Source organism: Agromyces ramosus, assembly GCF_030817175.1.
Taxonomy (GTDB): Bacteria; Actinomycetota; Actinomycetes; order Actinomycetales; family Microbacteriaceae; genus Agromyces; species Agromyces ramosus_A.
In genome coordinates this window covers 2053016-2074250 of sequence record NZ_JAUSYY010000001.1, presented here as the reverse complement: position 1 = coordinate 2074250, position 21235 = coordinate 2053016, and the positions used below count along the sequence as shown (strand labels likewise).

Annotated in this window: 19 protein-coding genes; 7 read left to right on the top strand and 12 right to left on the bottom strand. The window is 70.2% G+C overall.

Annotated elements, in window-relative coordinates; all coding sequences use genetic code 11:
* Positions 1-7: 7 nt before the first annotated feature.
* The 3 genes from QFZ26_RS09610 to QFZ26_RS09600 all read right to left on the bottom strand — a co-directional run bounded on the left by QFZ26_RS09610 (position 8) and on the right by QFZ26_RS09600 (position 1674).
* Positions 8-751 carry an RraA family protein gene (locus QFZ26_RS09610; protein ID WP_307041528.1) on the bottom strand — a complete coding sequence of 248 codons (744 nt, stop codon included), beginning with the start codon at positions 749-751 and terminating at the stop codon, positions 8-10.
* A gap of 12 nt (positions 752-763) precedes the next feature.
* A complete protein-coding gene (locus tag QFZ26_RS09605; protein WP_307041525.1) occupies positions 764-1111 on the bottom strand; it encodes a hypothetical protein in 348 nt (115 codons plus the stop codon).
* A 77-nt stretch (positions 1112-1188) separates the two neighbouring features.
* Positions 1189-1674, bottom strand: a complete 486-nt coding sequence (locus QFZ26_RS09600; RefSeq protein WP_307041523.1) for a GNAT family N-acetyltransferase — start codon at positions 1672-1674, stop codon at positions 1189-1191.
* A 52-nt stretch (positions 1675-1726) separates the two neighbouring features.
* On the opposite strand from QFZ26_RS09600, the gene QFZ26_RS09595 reads away from it, so the two are divergent.
* From QFZ26_RS09595 to QFZ26_RS09585, 3 genes are all read left to right on the top strand, one after another.
* Complete coding sequence (locus tag QFZ26_RS09595) at positions 1727-3223, top strand: carboxylesterase/lipase family protein (RefSeq protein ID WP_307041521.1); 1497 nt, start codon at positions 1727-1729, stop codon at positions 3221-3223.
* Positions 3224-3323: 100 nt separating this feature from the next.
* Entirely contained in the window at positions 3324-4586 is a 1263-nt protein-coding gene (locus tag QFZ26_RS09590; protein ID WP_307041519.1) for an ROK family transcriptional regulator, read from the top strand.
* A gap of 67 nt (positions 4587-4653) precedes the next feature.
* Positions 4654-5535: an AraC family transcriptional regulator gene (locus QFZ26_RS09585; RefSeq protein ID WP_307041517.1), complete on the top strand. Its 882-nt coding sequence runs from the start codon at positions 4654-4656 to the stop codon at positions 5533-5535.
* Positions 5536-5560: 25 nt separating this feature from the next.
* Here QFZ26_RS09585 and QFZ26_RS09580 read toward each other — a convergent pair whose 3' ends face one another.
* The 8 genes from QFZ26_RS09580 to QFZ26_RS09545 form a co-directional block, all read right to left on the bottom strand.
* The gene (locus tag QFZ26_RS09580) at positions 5561-6769 is read right to left on the bottom strand and encodes an MFS transporter (protein WP_307041515.1); all 1209 of its coding nucleotides are present in this window, start codon (positions 6767-6769) and stop codon (positions 5561-5563) included.
* Between the two features lie 105 nt (positions 6770-6874).
* Positions 6875-7663 carry a polyprenol monophosphomannose synthase gene (locus tag QFZ26_RS09575; protein WP_307041513.1) on the bottom strand — a complete coding sequence of 263 codons (789 nt, stop codon included), beginning with the start codon at positions 7661-7663 and terminating at the stop codon, positions 6875-6877.
* A gap of 82 nt (positions 7664-7745) precedes the next feature.
* Positions 7746-9266, bottom strand: coding sequence for a peptide MFS transporter (locus QFZ26_RS09570; RefSeq protein ID WP_373460708.1), 1521 nt, complete (start codon positions 9264-9266; stop codon positions 7746-7748).
* Positions 9267-9346: 80 nt separating this feature from the next.
* Positions 9347-10516: a glycoside hydrolase family 1 protein gene (locus QFZ26_RS09565; RefSeq protein WP_307041511.1), complete on the bottom strand. Its 1170-nt coding sequence runs from the start codon at positions 10514-10516 to the stop codon at positions 9347-9349.
* Between the two features lie 28 nt (positions 10517-10544).
* A complete protein-coding gene (locus tag QFZ26_RS09560) occupies positions 10545-11456 on the bottom strand; it encodes a carbohydrate ABC transporter permease (protein WP_307041510.1) in 912 nt (303 codons plus the stop codon).
* Between the two features lie 3 nt (positions 11457-11459).
* Positions 11460-12392 (bottom strand): carbohydrate ABC transporter permease, encoded by a 933-nt coding sequence (locus tag QFZ26_RS09555; RefSeq protein ID WP_307041508.1) that lies wholly within the window; start codon positions 12390-12392, stop codon positions 11460-11462.
* A 4-nt stretch (positions 12393-12396) separates the two neighbouring features.
* On the bottom strand, positions 12397-13569 hold the full coding sequence (locus QFZ26_RS09550) for a sugar ABC transporter substrate-binding protein (protein ID WP_307041506.1): 1173 nt from the start codon (positions 13567-13569) through the stop codon (positions 12397-12399).
* A gap of 259 nt (positions 13570-13828) precedes the next feature.
* Positions 13829-14818 carry a helix-turn-helix domain-containing protein gene (locus tag QFZ26_RS09545; RefSeq protein WP_307041505.1) on the bottom strand — a complete coding sequence of 330 codons (990 nt, stop codon included), beginning with the start codon at positions 14816-14818 and terminating at the stop codon, positions 13829-13831.
* A gap of 177 nt (positions 14819-14995) precedes the next feature.
* On the opposite strand from QFZ26_RS09545, the gene QFZ26_RS09540 reads away from it, so the two are divergent.
* The 3 genes from QFZ26_RS09540 to QFZ26_RS09530 all read left to right on the top strand — a co-directional run bounded on the left by QFZ26_RS09540 (position 14996) and on the right by QFZ26_RS09530 (position 19523).
* Entirely contained in the window at positions 14996-18118 is a 3123-nt protein-coding gene (locus tag QFZ26_RS09540; RefSeq protein ID WP_307041503.1) for a S8 family peptidase, read from the top strand.
* Entirely contained in the window at positions 18000-18740 is a 741-nt protein-coding gene (locus tag QFZ26_RS09535; RefSeq protein ID WP_307041501.1) for a hypothetical protein, read from the top strand. The genes QFZ26_RS09540 and QFZ26_RS09535 overlap by 119 nt, the downstream gene beginning before the upstream one ends.
* Positions 18741-18866: 126 nt before the next feature.
* Positions 18867-19523 carry a TetR/AcrR family transcriptional regulator gene (locus QFZ26_RS09530; protein ID WP_307041500.1) on the top strand — a complete coding sequence of 219 codons (657 nt, stop codon included), beginning with the start codon at positions 18867-18869 and terminating at the stop codon, positions 19521-19523.
* 3 nt (positions 19524-19526) lie between these two features.
* On the opposite strand, the gene QFZ26_RS09525 is transcribed toward QFZ26_RS09530, so the two are convergent.
* Positions 19527-20030 (bottom strand): CGNR zinc finger domain-containing protein, encoded by a 504-nt coding sequence (locus QFZ26_RS09525; RefSeq protein ID WP_307041498.1) that lies wholly within the window; start codon positions 20028-20030, stop codon positions 19527-19529.
* Positions 20031-20182: 152 nt separating this feature from the next.
* Here QFZ26_RS09525 and QFZ26_RS09520 point away from each other — a divergent pair, with 152 nt between their 5' ends.
* Entirely contained in the window at positions 20183-21016 is an 834-nt protein-coding gene (locus tag QFZ26_RS09520; RefSeq protein ID WP_307041496.1) for an alpha/beta fold hydrolase, read from the top strand.
* Positions 21017-21235 lie beyond the last annotated feature (219 nt).

The window sequence follows — 21235 nt, the reverse complement described above, 5'->3', positions numbered from 1 at the left end:
GAGCGCGTCAGACCTCGATGGCGCCGCCCCGTTCCTGCAGGTGGCGACGCAGGGTGAGGTCGGGGTCGGATGTCTGGCGCTCGCGATACCCCGAGAAGTCGAGCTGTGCTCGCAGGCTCTCGCCACCGCGCATCCGCTCGGCCTGCGCCGTCTCGGTGTGCTGGATCGTCAGTGCGAGCTCGATGACCTCCTCGATCCGATCGGATGCCACGACGAGCACGCCGTCGTCGTCGGCGAAGACGTGGTCGCCCTCGCTCACGGCGATGCCGTCGAGGAACGCGCTGCGCATTCGCCGGCCGGCCGGCGGGACCCGGCGCGGCCCGTATGGGCACGCTCCGAGGCTGAAGACGGGGAGCCCGATCTCACGCAGCTGCGCCGTGTCACGGTGGAGTCCCCAGACGACCATGCCGGCGAGGCCGGCCCGCTCTGCCTCGAGCACCATGAGATCGCCGATGCAGGCCTCGTCGAGTCGGCCGCCGTTGTCGATCACGATGACGTCGCCGGGCGACGCGTCGTCGATCGTCTCGAGCAGCACGTCGACGCTGCCGAGGTGCGTCACCGGGCGTGCGCGCCCGGCGATCGGCGCCGTCGGCAGCAGCGGTCGCAGCTGCACGGGTGCGAGGCGCGCCTCGACTCCGAGCCGCAGGGCGGCGTCGGCGACCGCCGCGGTGGGCGGAGGGGGCGGGGTGGATCCTGACGGCGTGGCAACGGACATCTCGACCTCCGGGGTGCTGGGCTTCGAGTGTGCCACGCCGATGGCTGCTCAGTCCTTGTCGATGAGCTCCAGCAGCTTCTTGGACTCGTCGCGGATCTCGTCGTGGTCGAACTGGCCGGCGCGGCTCTCGAGCGAGATCACCCCGCAACGGTGCACCTTGGTGAAGTCGCCGTACGGGAACTTGTAGTGCGCCTTCGTCTCGCGGTCCTCGTCGTCGTCGACGCCGAGGTGCCACTTGCCGTACTCCGCCCAGCTGTGCTCGGCGATGAACTCGTTCTCATCGTCGGTGCTGGGGGCGTGCTCGCTCCAGTCGTCGCGTTCGTCGCGCACGACCTTGCCGTCGCGCACGAGCGAACGAGCGTGCCGAAGGCCGGTCTGGTTGAGCTTCACCGTCATGTCGGTCTCCTCCCGGTCGGTGCGCGGCGTGGATGGCGGCCGCGCACTCCTCGGTCTACGTGCGCCGCCGCCGCGCGTCAACGGGGTTGCCGGGAGCCCGGCGTCAGGGGCAGGCGCACGATGATCTCGCCGTCGCCGTCGACCTCACCCGTCGGCTCGAAGCCGAGTCGGGCGTAGAACCCGGCCGGACCGTCGTCGGCGTCGACGTAGCTCGTGAGGAGCTCGGCGGCGCCCTCACGTTGCACGAGTTCGGCGACGAGGCGCACCGCTTGCGCGCCGTACCCGAGCCGCTGGCGGGACTCGTCGATGATGAGCTTCCACAGGAACCACGGGCCGATGAGGTCGGGCGGCTGGGGCTCGACGTCCCAGCTGAGCATCACGAAGCCGACGGGCTCGCCACCCGCGTACACCGCCCGATACCAGGGGTTGGCGTGCGGGTAGGCGGCCGCATCGTCGAGCGCGCCCTGCACGGTGCCGACGAACCGGCGCTGGCCGGGCGCCACGCTGAGGGCCAGCACGGCGTCGCGGTTCTCGTCGTCGATCTCGCGGAGCATCACGTCCATGGGAAGTTCCTCTCGCCTGCCGCGCTCGTCACGGCTGCCGTAGATTGCACGCATGTCATCCAACACCACCGACGCCCGCGTCGAGGTCGAGACGAGCGCCGGTCGTGTGCGCGGAGCATGGCGCGGCGAGCCGGGCGAGCCCGGGGCATCCGCTGCATTCCTCGGCATCCCGTTCGCCGAGCCGCCGGTCGGCGACCTGCGCTTCGCGGCGCCCGTGCGGCATCGGCCATGGGCGGGCGTACGCGACGCGCTCGAGTACGGTGCGACGGCACACCGCGGCGAAGCGGGCGTGACCCTGATCCCCGAGCCGTCGGTGCCGGGTGCGTCGACGCTCAACGTGAACGTGTTCACGCCTTCGCCGGCGACGGATGCCGCGCTGCCGGTGCTCGTCTACATCCACGGTGGCGGCTACCTCGCCGGCTCGCCCGCGAGCCCGTGGTACGACGGCCGCGCATTCAATCGCGACGGCATCGTCACCGTGACGATCTCCTACCGGCTCGGCTTCGACGGCTTCGGCTGGATCGCGGATGCCCCGCCGAACCGCGGCGTGCTCGACTGGCTCCTCGCCCTCGAGTGGGTGCGCGACAACGTCGCGGCGTTCGGCGGCGACCCGTCGCGGGTCACGATCACCGGTCAGTCGGCGGGCGGCGGGGCGGTGCTGGCGCTCCTCGGCATGCCACGCGCGCAGCCGCTCTTCGCGGCGGCATACAGCATGTCGGGGGCGGCGGCGGATGTCTCTCGCGAACGGGCCGAGGCGTTCGGGCGGCGGCTCGCCGCGGCGGCGGGGGTGGAGCCGACCCGCGCCGGGTTCTCGAGCCTGAGCGAACAGCGGGTGCTCGAACTGCAGAAGCAGCTGCTCGAGCCGGCGGCCGGCGGCAGTCCGATCGTCGAGCTGCGCGGCGTCATCGGCGATGGCCTCGCACTCGGTCCGGTGGTCGACGGCGAGCTGGTGACGATGGCGACGGTCGACGCCATCGCCGCGGGCATCGGTGCTGACAAGCCGCTCGTGCTCGGCACCGCCGACGACGAGTTCTCGATGGTCTTCGACCGCGCCAGGGGCAAGCTCCGCTTCGTGCCGGCCTCGTTCCTCCTCGGAAAGGCTGGGCTCCGTGCCACGGAGCGATCAGCGTACCTTGCCGCCAATCGCGACGTCGCGAAGCGCGGCACCGCAGCCGTCATGGGGCGCTACCTCACCGACCGGCTGTTCCGCACCCTCGCCCTGCGCGTCGCACTCGCCCGCCGCGACGCGCCCACGTGGCTCTACCGCTTCTCGTGGCGTTCATCGAAGTACGGCCGGTCGGTGCATTGCCTCGACGTGCCGTTCTTCTTCGACTGCCTCGACTCCGAGCGCGTCGACGCGCTCGCGGGCGACGACCCGCCGCAGCAGCTCGCCGACGAGGTGCACCGCGCCGCCGTCGCGTTCCTGCGCGAGGGCGACCCGCGCTGGCCGCGATTCACGGATGCCTCGAGCGACATCCGCGTCTACGACGTGCCACCGACCGTGGCCGGCGGCGGCTACGCGAGCGTTCGCCCGCTGCTCGCCGGCTGACCGGGAAGGCGCCGCCCGACCGGTCGACGCGGGGCAACCCGTGAAAATACCCCCCGAACGGGGGACTGACCGAACGACCCGCGGGCACCATGCTTCAGACATGACCGAGGTCGGCGAGACATCCGTTCCCACCACGACCGGCCCACTTGGCGAGGTGCATCGCGAGCAGTCCGCACGCGTGCTCGAGCACCTCGTGACGCACGGCCCCGCCACCCGAAGTGAACTCGCGACGGCCACAGGCCTCGGCCGCGGCGCCATCGCGGGCCTCACCGCACGACTGCTCGATGCGGGGGTGCTGCGAGCCACGACGGCGGATGCCTCGGGCGACGGCCGAACCGCACCGCTCACGCTCGCGGCGGCCGACCACGTGCTCGTCACCGCGCTGCTCGGCGCCGACGACGCGATCGCGACGATCTCGACCCTCGGCGGCGAGGAGTTCGCGCGGTTCACGGCACCGCTCTCGGCCGTCGCCGAGCTGCACGAGGGCGGCGAGTCGCACCTGCCCACGCCGATCGAGCTGCTCGCGGTCGTGCTCGGGCGTGCGCTCGCACGCGCCGACCGATCGGGTCATCCGATCGCCGATGTCAGCGTGCTCGTCGAAGGTTCGGTCGCCGGTCGTCCGCCGGTCGCCGTCGCCGACGGTCGACTCGGGGTCGAACCCATCGATGTCATCGGCGAGCTCCGGGCGCGCACCCCCGCCCTCGACGAGGTCGAGGCCGCCCTGCCGCTCCCGATCTCGCTCACGCCGCTCGCCGTCGCGGCAGCGATGGCCGAGCACGCAGCACTCTCGGGCGTCGGCGACCTGCTCTACCTTTCGGGCGACACGAGCGTCATGGGCGCCGTCATCTCGAGCGGGCGTCCGATGCTCGGGGCGCACGGCCTCGCCGCGATGTTCGCGCACCTGCCCGTCGTGCCCGACGGGGTGCGGTGCGAGTGCGGCCAGCGCGGATGCCTCGCCACGGTCGCTGCCCCGGCGCTCGTGCTCGAACGGGCGGGCCTCGGCGACTTCGCCGCCGCACACGGGCAGCAGACGGCGCTCGCGGAGCTCGTCGCCCGCATCGAAGCCGCCGACGACCGGGCGCGCTGGTCGTGGCTCGACGCGGCCCTCTGGATCGGCCGGACCCTCCAGATCGTGGTGCCCGCGCTCGACCCCGCCGTCATCGTCGTCGGCGGCTACTGGGCTTCGCTCATCGGCGACATCGAGAGCGCGTTCCGGTCGAACCGCCCGACGCTCGGCAGTGGCGCGCTCGCGACGATCCCGGCGGTCGCGGCGGCGCGGGCCGGCACCGACTCGGCGCTCGCCGGCGCCCGCCGGCAGGCGCGCGAACGCCTGGTGTCGGAGCCGTTCCTGCTCGCCGGCTGAGCCACGTCCCCATCGCGCATGCGCCGGTCCGAGGAATGATCCGCCGCCCCACACGCTTGCACCTGACATGAGCGCGATCGACGCACGCCCACGCCCCGCGGCGGTCGACGACGCCGAGCGAAGCATCGACGCCGTGCTCGAACGCCTGCACTGGAGCGTGCTCGAGTTCGGCCACCGCGAGCTGCCGGCCGGTTCGACACGGCTCGACGACGGTGGCGGCATCCGGTTCGACTATGTCGCGACGGGCGCCGTCGAGCTCCGTCGCAGCGGCGATGACCCGCTCGTCATGCAGGCGGGCGACTTCGTCATGATGCCGCATCCCGGCAGGGTCGAGCTGCACGCGTCACGCGATTCGGTGCTCCTCAGCGGCTCGCTCGCCCTCAACGGCGCCGACGCGATCTCACCCCGCTCGATGCCGGCGGTGCTCTTCACGTGCGGCTTCCGCGTGCACGAGCCGATCTTCGCCTCCCTGCTCGACACGATGCACCGCGAAGCCTCCGGCGGTCGCGCCGGAAGCGGATCGGTGATCGAGCGACTGGCCGACGTCGTGGCATCCGCCGCCGTTCGCATCTGGCTCGAGCAGGGCTGCGGCGACGCGCGCGAGTGGCTCGCCGCCGCTCGCGACCCGCACCTCGGCCGCGCACTCGACGCGATCCACGAGGATCCGGGGTCGCCGTGGACCGTCGAGTCGCTCGCCCGCCTGGCGCGCGCGTCGCGCTCGCAGTTCGCGGAGCAGTTCCGCGACGCCGTCGGCGACACGCCCGCCCGGTACCTCACGAGGGTGCGCATGGAGCGAGCCGAGCGGATGCTTCGCGCCGGGGCATCCGTCACCGACATCGCCTTCCAGCTCGGCTACGAGAGCGACGCCGGCTTCAGCCGGGCGTTCCGACGCCACACCGGTGTCTCGCCGAGCCTGTGGCGCCGGACCTCCGTCACGAGCGTGGCGTAGCCGCGCCCGGCGCGCTCGGGAGCGCTCAGCGCGGCGACCGCACGCGGGCGGAGCTCAGTACGCCCGCGCCGAGCACCACCGCGATCCCGCCGCCGATGAGCGCGGTCTGCACGCCGACCGAGTCGACGAGGAGCCCGCCGACCGCGGCCCCGATCGTGATGGCGATCTGGAAGGCGGCGACGACGAGTCCACCCGCGCTCTCGAGCCGCTCGGGGGCGACCCGGGCGATCCACGTCTGCACCATCGTCGGCACGGCGCCGAACCCGACACCCCAGACGAACACCGTCACGAACGCGAGGGTCAGGTTCGTGCCGACGAGCGCGAAGAGCACCGTGGACACCCCGATGGCGACGGGCGCCCCGATCACGAGCACCTGCAGTCGCCGGTCCGCGAGCGGTCCGGCCACGAGGTTGCCGACGAAGCTCGCGACGCCGTAGACGACGAGCAGGATCGCGAGGAGTGCCGGGGTGAGCCCCTCGATCGTCTCGAAGGCCGGTCGCAGGTAGGTGAAGCCCATGAAGTGACCTCCGGCGATCAGCACGATCGCGAGGATGCCGAGGGCCACGACCGGCGTGCGCGCGGTCTGCACGAGCGTGCGGAAGCCCGGGGCACCCGTCGGCGGGATCGACGGCAGCGTCGCCAGTTGCGCGGCGAGGGTCACCACGCCGGCTCCCGCGGCGAGGAGGAACACGGCGCGCCAGCCGAGCAGCTCGCCGAAGTAGGCCCCCGCAGGCACGGCCGCGATCGTCGCGAGCGAGACGCCGGCGTTCACGATCGTCATCGCGCGCCCGAGGTGGTCGGCGGGCACGATCTGCGCCGTGACGGCCAATGACATCGCCCAGAATCCCGAGATCGCGATGCCGAGCAGCAGGCGCGAGGCGAGCATGAGCCCGAAGACCGGCGCGAGCGCGACGAGCACGTTCGACGCGATCGCGAGCGTCGTGAGGCCCGCCATCACCCAGCGGCGGTTCACGCGCGGCAGCGCCGAGACGACGAGCGGGCCGCCGATGATGCCGATGAGACTCGTCGCCGTGACGAGCTGCCCGGCGGTGCCCTCGGTGATGCCGACATCGGCGGCGATCGGCGAGAGGAGGCTCGCCGGCAGGAACTCGCTCGCCACGAGCGTGAAGATGCCGAGGCCGAGCGAGACGACCGCGAGCCACGCGGTCGGTCGAATGGGTGCGGGTGTCTCTGGGGCGGTCACTGCCGCGGTCGAGAGCGTGTTCGTTGACATGGTGCTCCTTGGGGTCTGCCCCAAGCCTCTCGTCAGCGCCCGCTGGGCACCCGACCGATCGTCGCCACGACCCGACCGTTCCTCCGGAACCGGCATCGGCCGCGATCAGGCGTGCGAGCGCTTCGACGCCGAGCCGTGATCATCGGCCGGCCTGGGCACGCCATGGCCGAACCAGCTGCGGATGCCCCACCCGGTCACGCGCAGCATCGCCTCGATCACGATGCCGGCGCTCATCTTCGATCGTCCGCGCACGCGTTCGACGAACGTGACCGGCACCTCGACGATCGTGAGCCCGGCTTCGCGGGCATGCCAGAGCATGTCGACCTGGAATCCGTAGCCGCGGGTGTGCACGTCTTCGAGGCGGATGCGGCGCAGCGCCTCGGCGCGGAACGCCCGGTAGCCCGCGGTCGCGTCGCGGGTGGGCAGCCGCAGCAGCCACCGCGCGTAGGCGCTGCCGGCCCGGGAGAGCCATTCACGATGCCTCGGCCAGTTCTCGATGGCGCCGCCGGCGACCCAGCGCGACCCGATCACGAGGTCGACGGGCTCGCCTGCGGCATCCGTGCCCTCGAGCGCCTCGAGCAGCGACGGGAGCTGCTCGGGCAGATGCGAACCGTCGGCGTCGAGCTGCACGATCGGGTCGAACCCCCGCTCGAGCGCCCACTCGAACGCCGCGAGGTAGGCGGCGCCGAGCCCCTCCTTGGCGGCGCGGTGCAGGGTGAGCACCGCCGCGTCGGCGGCCGCGAGCTCGTCGGCGAGCGCCCCCGTGCCGTCGGGCGAGCCGTCGTCGACCACGAGCACGCGCGCGACCGGCACCACCGCACGAACGCGCGCCACGATGGCGGCGAGATTCTCACGCTCGTTGTACGTGGGAATCACCACGAGGGGTCGCGACATCCGACTCCTCCCTCGCGAGTGCGCTCGGGTAATCGTATCCGTCCGCGCGACGCCGCGATTCAGGGGCGGGCGGATGCCCCGCTCAGCGCACCCCCGCCATGAGCCGCAGCACGGGGCGGGTGGCGAGCGCGAGCGCGCCGCCGAGCACGATCGCGATCACGCCGAGCACCCCGAAGTACGCCACCTCGTTGTCGGACGAGTAGAACTCCGCGAGCTGGCCGGAGATCGCCGTGCCGAGCGCGACCGAGAGGAAGAACAGCGCCACCATCTGCGTGTGGAAGACCTTCGGCGCGAGCTTCGTCGTGACCGACAGGCCGACCGGGGAGAGCAGCAGCTCGGCGACCGTGAAGACGAACAGGATGCCGACGATCGCGAGCAGCGGCGTCGAGTTCGCACCGCCGCCGGCGAACGGGATGAACAGCAGGAACGCGACGCCCATGATGGCGGTGCCGAGTGCGAACTTGATCGGCGTCGACGGCTGCCGCTCGCCGAGCTTCGTCCAGATGGCCGCGAAGACCCCCGACAGCACGATGATGAAGACCGGGTTGATCGACTGCACCCACGAGACCGGCATCTCCCAGCCGAACAGGTCGCGGTTCAGTTGCTCGTCGGAATAGATCGTCAGCACGGTGAACTGCTGCTGGTAGAGCGACCAGAAGGCGACGCTCGCGATGAACAGCGGGATGAATCCGTAGACGCGGCTGCGCTCGACCGCCGTGATGCGGTGGCTCGAGAGGATCACCACGAAGTAGGCGACCGCCGCCACGACGGTGCCGCCGATGACCCAGGTTACGAGGTTCGTCGAGGTGATCGCGCCGAAGACCACGAGGGCCGCGATGAGGATCACCGCGGCCACGGCGATGCCGATCACGAGGCCGATGCGCTCACGCGGCAACGGATTCGGGACGACGGATGCCTCGCGCGGCAGGTTCTTGCGGCCGAACGAGTACTGGATCAGCCCGAACGCCATGCCGACCGCGGCGAGCCCGAAGCCCCAGTGGAAGCCGAGGGTCGACGCGAGGAGGCCCGTGAGCAGCGGACCGAGGAATGCGCCGAGGTTGATGCCGAGGTAGAAGATCGAGAACCCGGCATCCCGTCTCGGATCGCGCTCGGAGTAGAGCGTGCCGACGACGCTCGTGGCGTTCGCCTTCAGCCCGCCCGAGCCGAACGCGACGAGCACGAGGCCGACGCCGACACCGATGAATCCGGGGAGCAGCGCGAGCGCGATGTGCCCGGCCATGATGATGCTCGCGCTGATGAACAGCACCCGTTCGGAGCCGAGCAGCCGGTCGGCGATCCACGCGCCGAGGATCGTCGAGAGGTACACCCCGCCGCCGTACGCGCCCACGATGCCGGCCGCGGCGGTCTGGTCCATGTCGAGGCCGCCCTCGGCCACGGAGTAGTAGAGGTAGATGAGCAGGATGCCCTGCATGCCGTAGAAGCTGAAGCGCTCCCACATCTCGACGCCGAAGATGTGGACGAGTGCTCGCGGCTGCCCGAAGAAGCCGTGGTCGCCCCGGGTGTCGCGCTCGACCGGCTCGACGCCGATCGCGGGCTCAGGCGGCCCGTACTCCCCCGGGGCAGGATCGGTGACCTTGCCCATGGGGCACACCCTACTCCCGCCCCGCGAGGGCGACCATGGCGGCGAGTGGCATCACCGCCGCGGTGTGCCGGCAGGTCGGGTCAGGGCGCCGAGACGGCCCCCGTGCGCGCGACCTCGCCGAGCCAGCCCAGGCTCGGCTTCGGCAGCCGCTCGAACGTCTGCGGATCCCACCCGATGAGGCCGAACGTCGGCCTGAAGCTGCCCCACTCGTAGTTGTCGAGCGCGCTCCAGTGCAGGTAGCCGCGCACGTCGATGCCGTCGGCCATCGCCGACGCGACCGCAGCGAGCGCGCCGCGCGTGTAGTCGATGCGACGCGAGTCGTCGGCCGTCGCGATGCCGTTCTCGGTGACGTAGACCGGCACGCCGTTGCGCGCCCATGAGTTGCGGATGCCGTCGCCGATGGCCGGCGGGTAGTACTCCCAGCCGGTGAGCGTGCGCTCCGCGGCATACGGGATCGGCAACGGCCCCTCGGGCCCGATCTTCGTGCGCGTGTACGCCTGCACGCCCACCCAGTCGTCGCCGGATGCCGCGTCGAGGAACACGTCTTCGCGCGAGCGCCCGTACTCGGCCGCGACCTGCTCGGCGCCGGGCTCGGGCTGGTACGCCTGCGTTGCGATCGACCACCCCGCGCGGCTGCCCACGCCGCGCACGAGTTCGACGGCCCGCTTGTGCGCGTCGATGAGCCGCTCGGTCACGTGCGGCACCCCCGGCGGCAGCCCGATCGACGGGAAACCCACCTCGGGATCGGCGAGCACCGACACCATGTTCGGCTCGTTGATCGTGCACACGAGGTCGACCCCGTCGAGGATCGGGAGTGCGGCCTCGACGTAGCGGGCGAACGCGTCGACCGAGGCATCCGTCTGCCAGCCGCCGTCGCGCGCGAACCACGCCGGGTTCGTGAAGTGGTGCAGCGTGATCATCGGCTCGAGTCCGAGCTCACGAGCGGTGTCGACCATGCGCCGGTAGTGGTCGATCATCGCCCGTGAGACGAAGCCCTGCTCGGGCTCGATGCGCGCCCACTCGACGCTGAACCGGTAGGCGTTCAGGCCTGCCCCGGCGAGGAGCGCCATGTCGTCGGGATACCGGTGGAAGCTGTCGGCGGCGTCGCCCGACGGCGTCTCGACGGGAGCGCCGGGCAGGTGCCCGTGCTCCCGCTGCCACCAGTCGGAGTTCACGTTGTTGCCCTCCACCTGGTGGGCGGCGGTCGACGCGCCCCAGAGGAAATCGTCGGGGAAGCGGATGTCGGTCATCCAGCCCTCTTTCATGATCGGTTCGGCCTTACTTGATTCCGGTGAGGGCGATGCCCTGCACGAAGTACCGCTGCAGCACCACGAACAGCAGCAGCACCGGCACGACCACGACGACGGCGCCCGCCATCATGAGGCCGTACTGGGCGGCGTTCTGGCCGACCGAGTAGAGCGCGAGCGCCACCGGCAGCGTGTACTTGTCTTCCGTCGTGGCCACGACGAGCGGCCAGAGGAAGTTGTTCCAGCTCGCGAGGAACGTGAGGATCGTGAGCGTCGCGACCGCCGGCCCGCAGAGCGGCATGATCACCTGGAGGAAGATGCGCCACTCACCCGCACCGTCGATGCGCGCCGCCTCGATGATGTCGTCGGGCAGGCTCAGCATGAACTGCCGCATCAGGAACACGCCGAGCGGAGTGATCAGGAACGGCAGGATGAGTCCCGGGTACGAGTTCACGAGCCCGAGGTTCGCGGTGAGCACGAAGAGCGGCACGAACGTGACGACGCCCGGCACCATGAGCGTTCCGAGCACGAGCAGGAAGAGCACGCGCTTGCCCCGGAACTCGAGCTTCGCGAGGGCGTAGCCCACCATCGACGAGAACACGATGTTGCCCAGGGTGACGAAGAACGCCACGACGACGCTGTTCGTGAAGAACGTCGCGAAGTCGAGCCGCCCGAACAGCTGCGTGTAGTTGTCGACCGTCGGCTCGATGGGCCAGAAGTTGGTCGGGTACTGGCGGATCTCGGCGTTCGTCTTGAACGAGCTGAGGATCATCCAGACGAACGGCATCACCATCGCGATGAGCCCGAGCGTGAGCACGACGTAGAGCCACCAGCGCGGCCGGGGGCGACGACGCCGACGCGACGTGCCGGTCACCGTCGAGGCAGCGGATGCCCCTCCGCCCGCGGCATCCGTCATCTGGGTGCCATCCGTGATCGTCGACATCGGTCAGTCCTTCTTTCCGAGCACGCGGAACTGGATCAGCGACAGCGCGACGATCGCGAGGAACAGCACGTAGCTCGCCGCCGACGCGAACGAGTAGTTGCCGAACCCGAACTGGTTGTACGTGTACATCGCGGTCGACAGCGTGGCGTCGAGCGGCCCACCGCGGGTCATCACGAACGGCTCCTCGAAGAACTGCAGGAAGCCGATGCCGGTGATCACCGCGGCGAAGAGCAGCGTCGGACGCATGGCCGGGATCGTGATGTTGCCGAAGCGCTGGAAGGCGTTGGCTCCGTCGACCATGGCCGCCTCGTGATGCTCCTTCGGCACGCCCTGGAGGCCCGCGAGGAAGATCACCATGAGGGTGCCGATGTTGCGCCACACCGCCATCAGGATCAGCGACGGCAGTGCCCACGTCGTGGACTGCAGCCAGTCGGGCCCCTGGATGCCGAACCAGGCGAGGAAGGCGTTCAGCAGGCCGTCGGGCTGCAGGATGAACCGCCACACGATCGCGATCGCCACGATGCTCGTCACGACGGGTGCGTAGTAGCCGACGCGGAACACCGTGCGGAACTTCTCGATGCCGGTGTTCAGCGCGAGCGCCACGGCGAGCGCGAGCGCCATCGTGAGCGGCACGCCGACGATCACGAAGATCGACGTGTTCACGAGCGAGCGCAGGAACCGCGGGTCGTCGAAGAGCCTCGCGTAGTTCTCGAACGCGACGAAGTTCACGTTGAACGGGGTCTGCAGGTCGCGCGTGGTCAGGTCGGTGAAGCTCATGACGAGCGATGCGACGATCGGGCCCGCCATGAAGACGAGGAACAGGATCACGAAGGGCGCGGCGAAGCCCCACGCGACCAGAGTGGCGCGCCGGCTCCGACGCGACGCACGGGCGGATGCCCGGGCGGGCGTCGGAGCCGACGGAGTGAGGGCGACCATCGCGCTACTGGCCGGTGCCGATCGACTCGGCCTGCTGCTGCACGGCGGCGAGCGCATCTTCGACGCTCGTCTCGCCCCGCGTGACCTTCTCGAGCTCCTGGTCGATCACGGCCGAGACCTGCGCCCACGTCGGAATCGCCGGCGGCGCCTTGGAGTCGGTCAGCTGCTCGCCGAAGACGCTGAGGTACGGGTCATCCGAGAAGACCTGGTCGTCCCAGGCGGCCTCGACGCTCGGCAGATCGGTCGAGATGTCGTACCACTGCACCTGGGTCTCGGGCTGGGCGAGCCAGCGCACGAACTTCCACGACGCGTCGCGGTTGTCGCTGTCGTTGAAGACGGCGAGGTTGCCGCCGCCGGTGAAGCTCGTGCGGCTGTCGGCGCCGGGCACCATGGCGACCGCGAACTTGTCGGCGAACTCCTCGCCACCCTGCTCGAGCAGGAGGCTCACGTGATACGGACCGCTGTAGAACGAGCCGACCTCACCGGAGATGAACTTCTGCTCGATCTCGCCGCCCTCGAGTCGCACGGGCTCGGAGATGCCCTCCTCGAAGAAGCTCGCGTAGAACTCGAACGCCTCCTGCCACTCGGGACTGTCGAGCGTGAACGTCTCGCCGTCGGCGTCGAGGATGTCGCCGCCCTGCTGCCAGGCGAGCGGCGCGACGTACTGCCAGGAGTCGAAGCCGCCAGGCGGGAGCGAGACGCCGGAGACCGCGCCTTGCGACTGCAGCGCCTTGGCGAACTCCTTGTACTCGTCCCACGTCTCGGGCGCCTCGACGCCGGCCGCCTCGGCGAGGTCGGTGCGGTAGTAGAGCACGCGCGTGTCGACGTACCACGGGATGCCGTAGGCCACATCGTCGACGACCGTGGTGTTCCACGAGCCCTCGAAGAAGCTGCCCTCGTCGACGAGGCCGTCGGGGGTGGGCTCGAACGCGCCGGTCGCGGCGAACTCGCCGACCCAGGTCGTGCCGAGCATCGAGATGTCGGGCGTCTCCCCTCCCGCGATCGCCGTGGCGATGCGGTCGTGCGCGCTCTCCCACGGCACGGCGGTGACGTCGATCGTGACGTCGGGATTCTCCTCTTCGAACTGCGCGGCAAGCTCGCCGAGCACTTCGCCCTCGTTGCCCATGGCCCAGATCTCGACGGTGCCGCTCGCGGGCTCATCGTTGATCGAGCCCATGCTGTCGGGGCCTTCGCCGCCTCCGCCTCCGTCGCCACGTCCGCATGCGGTCAGCATGAGTGCGCCGACCGTCAGGACGGCGCCGGCCGTCGCCACTCGTCGCAGCCCTCGGTGTGATCTCCATCGATTCATCGGTCGGCCTCCATTGGTCGCTGTCCGCTCGAGCCGAGCGGTCTTGCCTCTCGGGTGCGCGCGGCGGTTTGCTCCGCGCTCGTCCACCCTAACCCAAAAACCTTACATCCGGTAGGTTTTGGGTGGATCAGCGATCGGCGAGCCAGCCCTGGTCGTGGGCGTGCCAGCCGAGCTGGAGCCGTGTCGTCACGCCCGCGAGCTGCATGAGTCCCTGCACGCGCCGCTGGACGGTGCGCAGGCCGATGTCGAGCTGCTCGGCGATGCTCGCGTCCGTGAATCCGCCGAGGAGCAACGAGAGCACCTGGAGGTCGTGCGCGTCGGGGCCTGCGCCCACCTCGACCACGGTGTCGGAGCCCGGGGTGAGCAGGATCAGCGGCGTGGCCTCGCGCCACACCGACTCGAAGAGGCCGGAGAGCGAGTCGAGTAACCCGCTCGCATGGATCACGAGCGCCGCCGGCTCGGAACCCTTCCCGTTGAGCGGCACCATCGCGAGCGATCGGTCGGAGATGATCAGCTTCGTCGGTACCCGGTCGACCACTCGGACATTGACGTCCTGACCGAGCGAGGCCGAGACCTCTGCGAAGTCCTCGGGAGAGGCGAGCACCGAGCGCTCGATGACGATCCGGTAGCTGACGCCCCGTGCGATCGCGACCCCCTCCGCCTCGTTCTCCCGTCCCGAGACGGCGACCGGGTTATCGGTGACGAATGCCATGATCTCCTGCTCGGCACCGAGCTGCAGTTGCAGGAACCGGTGCGTGACCGCGGCCGCGCCGACGACCACCTCCACGAGATCGCGGGCGTCGGATTCGACAGCCTCGGCCCGGTAGTCCTCGGCGAGTGCTGCGGCCGCCAGCTCGGCTTGCTCGAGCTCGTGCCGCTGCTGGATCAGGAGCGGGCGCAAGGCCACCCCCGGCGGCGCGGCGACCCAGCGCTCTCCGGACTGCGCCGAGGACTGCGTCGCGAGCCCGCGCTGTTCGAGCGCGCGGAGCCAGCGCCCGATCTCACGCTCGTCCATCTCGAGTCGCCGGGTGAGGTCACTGAGATCGGCGGCGCCGAGCGTGACGAGCAACCGGTAGACCGTCTCCTCGGCTTCATCCAGCCCGATGGCTGACAGCATGTCGAACTCCCTCGGTCGAGGGAGTTCGACCCGTGCCGTGGCGGGTAACGGCCACGGCGGACTCCCGCCTTCGACATTCTCCCGTTCCGGCCGCCCGTCTGCGAGCCTGACAACCTACCCCTTCGACGGACGCCTTCCGGCTGTCGTCTCTTCATTCATCAGCGGGAAGGAACCCCGATGCGCCCCATCTGGCGTAGCACCATCACGGCGGCCACCGTCGCCGTCCTGGCGGCAACAGCAAGCCCATCCGTCGCCGTCGAGCAGGGCGACGCCGGAGACACTCCACCGATCGTCGGCAGTGCCGCGTGGCTCGGCAAGCCTGCCGATCGCCCCGTCACGGTGACCCTGGTCAATGGCGACCGGGTGCTCGTCACGAACGGCACCACCGTCACGATGCTCCCCCGCCACGACGGGTCCCAGCCGCTCGTGGAGACGCGCCGGGTCGGCGACGACGTGTACGTCTACCCGGCCGATGCCGCCGCCGCACTGTCAGCCGGCAAGGTCGACGAGGAGCTCTTCAACGTCACCGGCCTCGTGCGTCAGGGATACGACGACGCCAACAGCTCCACGATTCCCCTCATCGCGCAGTACGCCGACCCCGCCACACCCACCGTGGCGCCTCGCGGTGCCGAGACCGGGGTCGTGCTCGAGTCGATCGGCAGCGTCGCGCTCAACGAGGACAAGGCGAACGCCTCGGCCTTCTGGGCAGACCTCACCGATCCGCGCAGCCGGGCTGCGGGCTCGATCGAGAAGATCTGGCTCGACCGCAAGGTCGAGGCGACCCTCGACCAGTCGACCGCACAGGTGAATGCGCCCGACGCCTGGTCGGCCGGCTTCGACGGCGCGGGTGCCACCGTCGCGATCCTCGACACCGGCGCCGACGCCGAGCACCCCGACCTTCAGGGCCGCATCATCGCGGGCGAGGACTTCACCGGGTTCGGGTCGTGGAACGACGGCAACGGCCACGGAACGCACGTCGCGTCCACCGTGGGCGGATCAGGTCGGGCCAGCGACGGGGCGAACCAGGGCGTCGCTCCGCGCGCCGACCTGCTCGTCGGCAAGGTGCTCACCGACGGTGGCTCCGGATCCACCTCCGGGATCATCGCGGGCATGGAGTGGGCGGTCGCGCAGGGCGCCGACGTCGTGTCCATGAGCCTCGGAAGCACCGGGCCGGTCGACGGATGCGTCGACCCGATGGCCATGGCCACCCAGTCGCTCTCCGAGACCAGCGACAGCCTCTTCGTGATCGCCGCAGGCAACGACGGCCCGGCCGACAACACGGTGTCGACCCCGGGATGCGCTCCGGCGGCGCTCACGGTCGGCGCGGTCGATCGCGACGACACCACCGCGCTCTTCTCCAGCCGCGGCCCCGTCGCCGGCACCCACGTGCTGAAGCCCGAGATCACCGCGCCCGGCGTGGGCATCTCCGCTGCCGCGACCGGCGGACGCGGCGTCTACGCCTACCGGTCCATGTCCGGCACGTCGATGGCGACCCCGCACGTCGCAGGAGCGGCCGCGATCGTCAAGCAGCGTCACCCCGAGTGGACCGGTGAGCAGATCAAGGCCGCGCTCGTCTCGTCGGCGGAGACCGACATCCCGGGCGATGTCCGCGAGACGGGTGGTGGTCTGCTCGACGTGAGCACGGCCATCAACCAGACGGTGACGGGTTCGCCGGCCCTGCAGGCCGGCACGTTCGACTGGCCGCACGCCGGCGACGAGGCCGTCACGATCGAGGTCCCCTACACGAACGCCTCCGATCAGCCGGTCACCCTGCAGCTCGAGGTCGCAGGGGTCACCGGCAACGACGGTTCGCGGGTGAAGTCGAAGATCGCGACGCTCGGCCGGAAGGCGATCACGATCGCACCGGGTGCCACCGCGACCGTCCCGCTGCGGATCAATCCGGCAGCGACCCTCGCGGCAGCGCAGTACGGCGACGTCTCCGGCCGCATCCTGGCCACCGGCGGCGCCACCGTCTCGACGCCGTTCTCGCTGTACGTGCAGCCCGAGACGGTGCGCGTGACCATCAAGATGATCGACCGCAACGGCCAGCCCGCTGCGGGGGCGTCCTCCGTCGACATCGTCAACACCGACACGAGCACCGGCAACCGCTGGTACAACGACGGCTCCGCCGAACAGGTCGCCGACGTGCGGCCCGGTCGCTACTTCGTGTCGAGCTTCGTGGCCACGCCCGACCGTGCGGGCAACGCTCCGCTGGTGGAATCGGTCAGCTACGTCGCGCGACCCGAGCTGTCGGTCTCGAAGGACGTGACCCTCGTGCTCGATGCCCGCGACGCCGACCCGATCACCGTCAAGACCGATCGTCGCAGCGAGACCCGGAGCACCACCCTCTCGTTCGTCCGCAGCTGGGACGACGTCTGGGGACACTCCGGCACCGTCACGATGGGCCCCACCGTCAGGTCGATCTACGCGGACGCTACAGGGCAAGGCCCGCGACGGCGAGTTCGAGTTCGGGCACTACTGGCGCAAGTACGCGCCGCTCATCGAGGACCTGTCAGTGGTCGGCGGCGGCACCCTGCACCCCACCCCCGTGAGCTACTCCTTCCCCAACCTCGACGGAACCGGCCAGCTGCCCGTCGTCGATGCGGGCACGGGCACGAGCGCCGAGCTCGTCGCCGCCGGCGTTGCCGGCAAGATCGCGATCATCCGCATCGCCGACGACACCAGCTGGGTGGCCGGCCAGCTCTTCGACGCCCGGCAGGCCGGCGCCACGGCGGTCCTGCTGTATCACGAGGCGAGCGGGCGCTGGCAGCCCCGCGCGGGCACGCTGGGCGGCGGGCTGCCGGCGTACGCGATCCCGTCCGACGAAGCGGCCGGGCTCACCGAGCGGCTCGTCGCCGGCCCGGTCGAGCTGCGCTGGACCGCGACCGCATCGAGTCCGTTCGTCTACAACCTCGGATTCACGCAGCACACGCCCTTCACCGATCCCCGCGAATTCGTCGTTCACGACCACAAGCTCGGGCGCACCGAGGCGACGTACCGGGCGATGGGAGTGGCGACCGACTACATCGACCTGCTCGCGGCACTGGACTCGTCGGGCAACGGCATCGCCATCGGCCAGTTCGAGCCGGTGCACGCACCCTCGCAGCGCACCGAGCTCTACTCGGCCGGCGATATCCACTGGCAGGCCGCCGTCCTCGGCTCCTTCCCCTGGGGCGAAGTGATGGTCGACCAGGCGCGAAGCTACGAGCCCGGCAGCGAGCGCACCGACACGTGGTACGACGGTGTCATCTCACCCGCAGCGGCGGAGTCCTTCACCGGCGAGGTGCAGCTGGCCGCTGAGCGGCAGGGCGACCTGATCGGGTTCGCCAGCGGCATCTGGGGCGACAGCTCGGGCCACTGGTCGGGCGGCGGTTCGTTCGGCGACATCGGCAACCTGATGCTGCGTCGTAACGGCGAGCTGATCGGCGAGAGCCCGTACACCTTCGGAGTCTTCGAGGTGCCGGCCGAGGACTCGGAGTACGAGTTGCAGCTGTACACCGCGAAGATCGGCGGGCAGCTCAAGACCTGGAAGCGCTCCTCAGAGGTGATCACGGTCTGGAAGTTCCGCTCGCATCTCGAGGAGAACGTCTACTCGCGCGGCCTGCCGATCATGTTCCCGCGCATCGACCTTCCGGAAGACGGCGTGAAGACCCTCGCGGCCGAGGCCGGCCAGCAACTCGTGCTCGACGTCACGGGCCACGCCGGCTACACGCCCGGGGCGATCACCACCGCCGAGGTGGCCTACTCCTACGACGGCGTCACCTGGGTCGACGCCGAGACGCGCGACGACGACGGCAGGTGGATCGCGGTCGTCGACCACGATGGCGCGTCGGGTCAGCAGGTGAGTCTCCGGGTCGAGCTCACCGACAGCAACGGCAACACCGTGACGCAGACCGTCTCGCGGGCGTACGACGTGCGCTGACGCGTCGACACGTCCCTGGAACGCCATCTCGCGGCCACTCGAACTCGCAGGAGTTCGGGTGGCCGCGGGTCCTTCCAAAACCATACGACCGCTAGGTTTTGTAACTGGGTGCGATAGATTCACACCATGGAACAGCACGAGACGGATGCCGCGAGCGTCGCGCCCGATGGCGAGGCCACCGGCACCCGACCCCCGCGCGGCGCCCGTGGCAGCTACGCGAAAGGCCAGGCCAAGCGCCAGGAGATCGTCGACGCGGCCCTCGTCGTCTTCGGCCGGAGCGGGTTCCACAGCGGATCCCTGCGGGAGATCGCCAAGCGCGTGAATCTCACGCCTGCGGGCCTCATGCATCACTTCTCGGGCAAGGAGGAGCTCTTCACCGAGGTGCTCCGCCAGCGAGACGCCCGCGTGCAGGGCGCCGCCGGCGACGTCTCGGAGTTCACCCTCCTCGAGCAGGTGCGAAAGGTCGTCGCCTACAACCAGACCACCCGCGGCCTCACCTCGCTCTACACCGTCATCTCGGCCGAGGCGACCGACAGCGAGCATCCAGCCCATGACGAGTTCGCGCGGCGCTACGCCGAGAACGCCACGTCGACCCGCGACGTGCTCGCCGACGCGCAGCGCGACGGCCTGATCCGCGCCGACATCGACACCGCTCATGCGGCACGCCTCATCGCAGCAGTGATGGACGGCCTGCAGCAGCAGTGGCTGCTCGACGAGTCCGTCGACATGACGGCCGCGTTCGACGAGTTCGTGCGCGGATACCTGCTCGAGCCGCGCGGCTGAGGCTCAGCCGGCCGCAGAGCCGAGCTTCGCCTTGGCGTAGTGCCGGCGCGCCTTGGCGCGATTGCCGCAGGTCTCCATCGAGTGCCACTTGCGGGCGTTCGCCCGGCTCTCGTCGATGAGGAAGTGCTGGCAGTCGTCGGCCGCGCAGGGGCGGATGCGGGAGCCCTGCTCGCCCTGCAGCCCGCTCCACTCGTCGATCGCCCTCGCACCGATGACGTGTGCGGGGTCGACGTCGTCGACCCACTCGAGGCCGGTCGCGTGGAGCCGGGCACGCTTGCGCATCGCGCCGGCCCACGGCTCGAGCACGGCGGCATCCGTCTCGCCTCGCAGGAAGGGGACGAGCGCCTCGCGCACCGCCCGCGCATCGGCGACCTCGGCGGGCGTGCCGGCCGCACCATGAGCTCGCAGCCATGCGGAGGCAGCCGCGTCGTCGCCCAGCTCGTCGCTGACCCCGGAGGCCAGCACGAGCCGTGAGTTCACGAGATCGAGCAGCAGCGAGGCGGACATGGGCACTCATTTCTGAACGGTTGGTTTTCTGAACGGTTGGTTATAACCAGTATAACGCACTAGACAGGTTGGAATGATCTCGCTATGGTGACGTTGTAACCAATACGCCGAACCAGTCCGGTTAGGTACTTCGAACCACGAGGAGCAGGAACATGTCGACCATCACCGTCGGAACCGAGAACAGCACCCCCATCGAGCTGCACTACGAAGATCACGGAACCGGCCAGCCGGTCGTGCTCATCCACGGCTACCCGCTCGATGGCCGCTCGTGGGAGAAGCAGTCGGCGGCCCTCCTCGAAGCCGGTTACCGGGTCATCACCTATGACCGCCGAGGGTTCGGCAACTCCAGCCAGCCGACCACCGGCTACGACTACGACACGTTCGCCGCCGACCTGAACACGGTGCTCGAGACCCTCGACGTGCGGGATGCCTTGCTCGTCGGCTTCTCGATGGGCACCGGTGAGGTCGGTCGCTACCTGAGCACCTACGGCAGCGAGCGGGTGGCGAAGGCCGCGTTCCTCGCGTCGCTCGAGCCGTTCCTGCTGCAGACCGACGACAACGCGACCGGCGTTCCCGCCTCCGTCTTCGAGGGCATCGAGCAGGCCGCCAAGGCGGACCGCTACGCGTGGTTCGACGACTTCTACCAGAACTTCTACAACCTCGACGAGAACCTGGGCTCGCGCATCAGCGAGGCCGCCGTGCGTGGCAGCTGGAACGTCGCAGCCGGCGCGTCCTGGTTCGCCTCCTCGGCGGTCGTGCAGTCGTGGCTCACCGACTTCCGCGCCGATATCGAGAAGATCGACGTGCCGGCCCTCATCCTGCACGGCACCGCCGACCGCATCCTGCCGATCGACGCCACTGCGCGCGAGTTCACGAAGCGACTCCCCAACGCCGACTACGTCGAGATCGAGGGCGCACCGCACGGGATGCTCTGGACCCACGCCGACGAGGTCAACGAGGCACTGCTCGCCTTCCTCGCGAAGTAGCGCGTCGGTGGGCGGATGCCGCGGCGGCGGCATCCGCCCACCGTGACGGCTCCGTCATCCGGGGGTTTCCCCACGGCGGCGTGCTCGGCGTCGTGGCTATGGTCGAAGCACCCACGACGTAAGCGACGGAATGCTCACCCTCGGCAGCTGCGGCGCAACTGCACCGTCGACTACACGTTCGTGCTGGAGAGCTCATCGACGTCGTGTCGGCGTGACGCG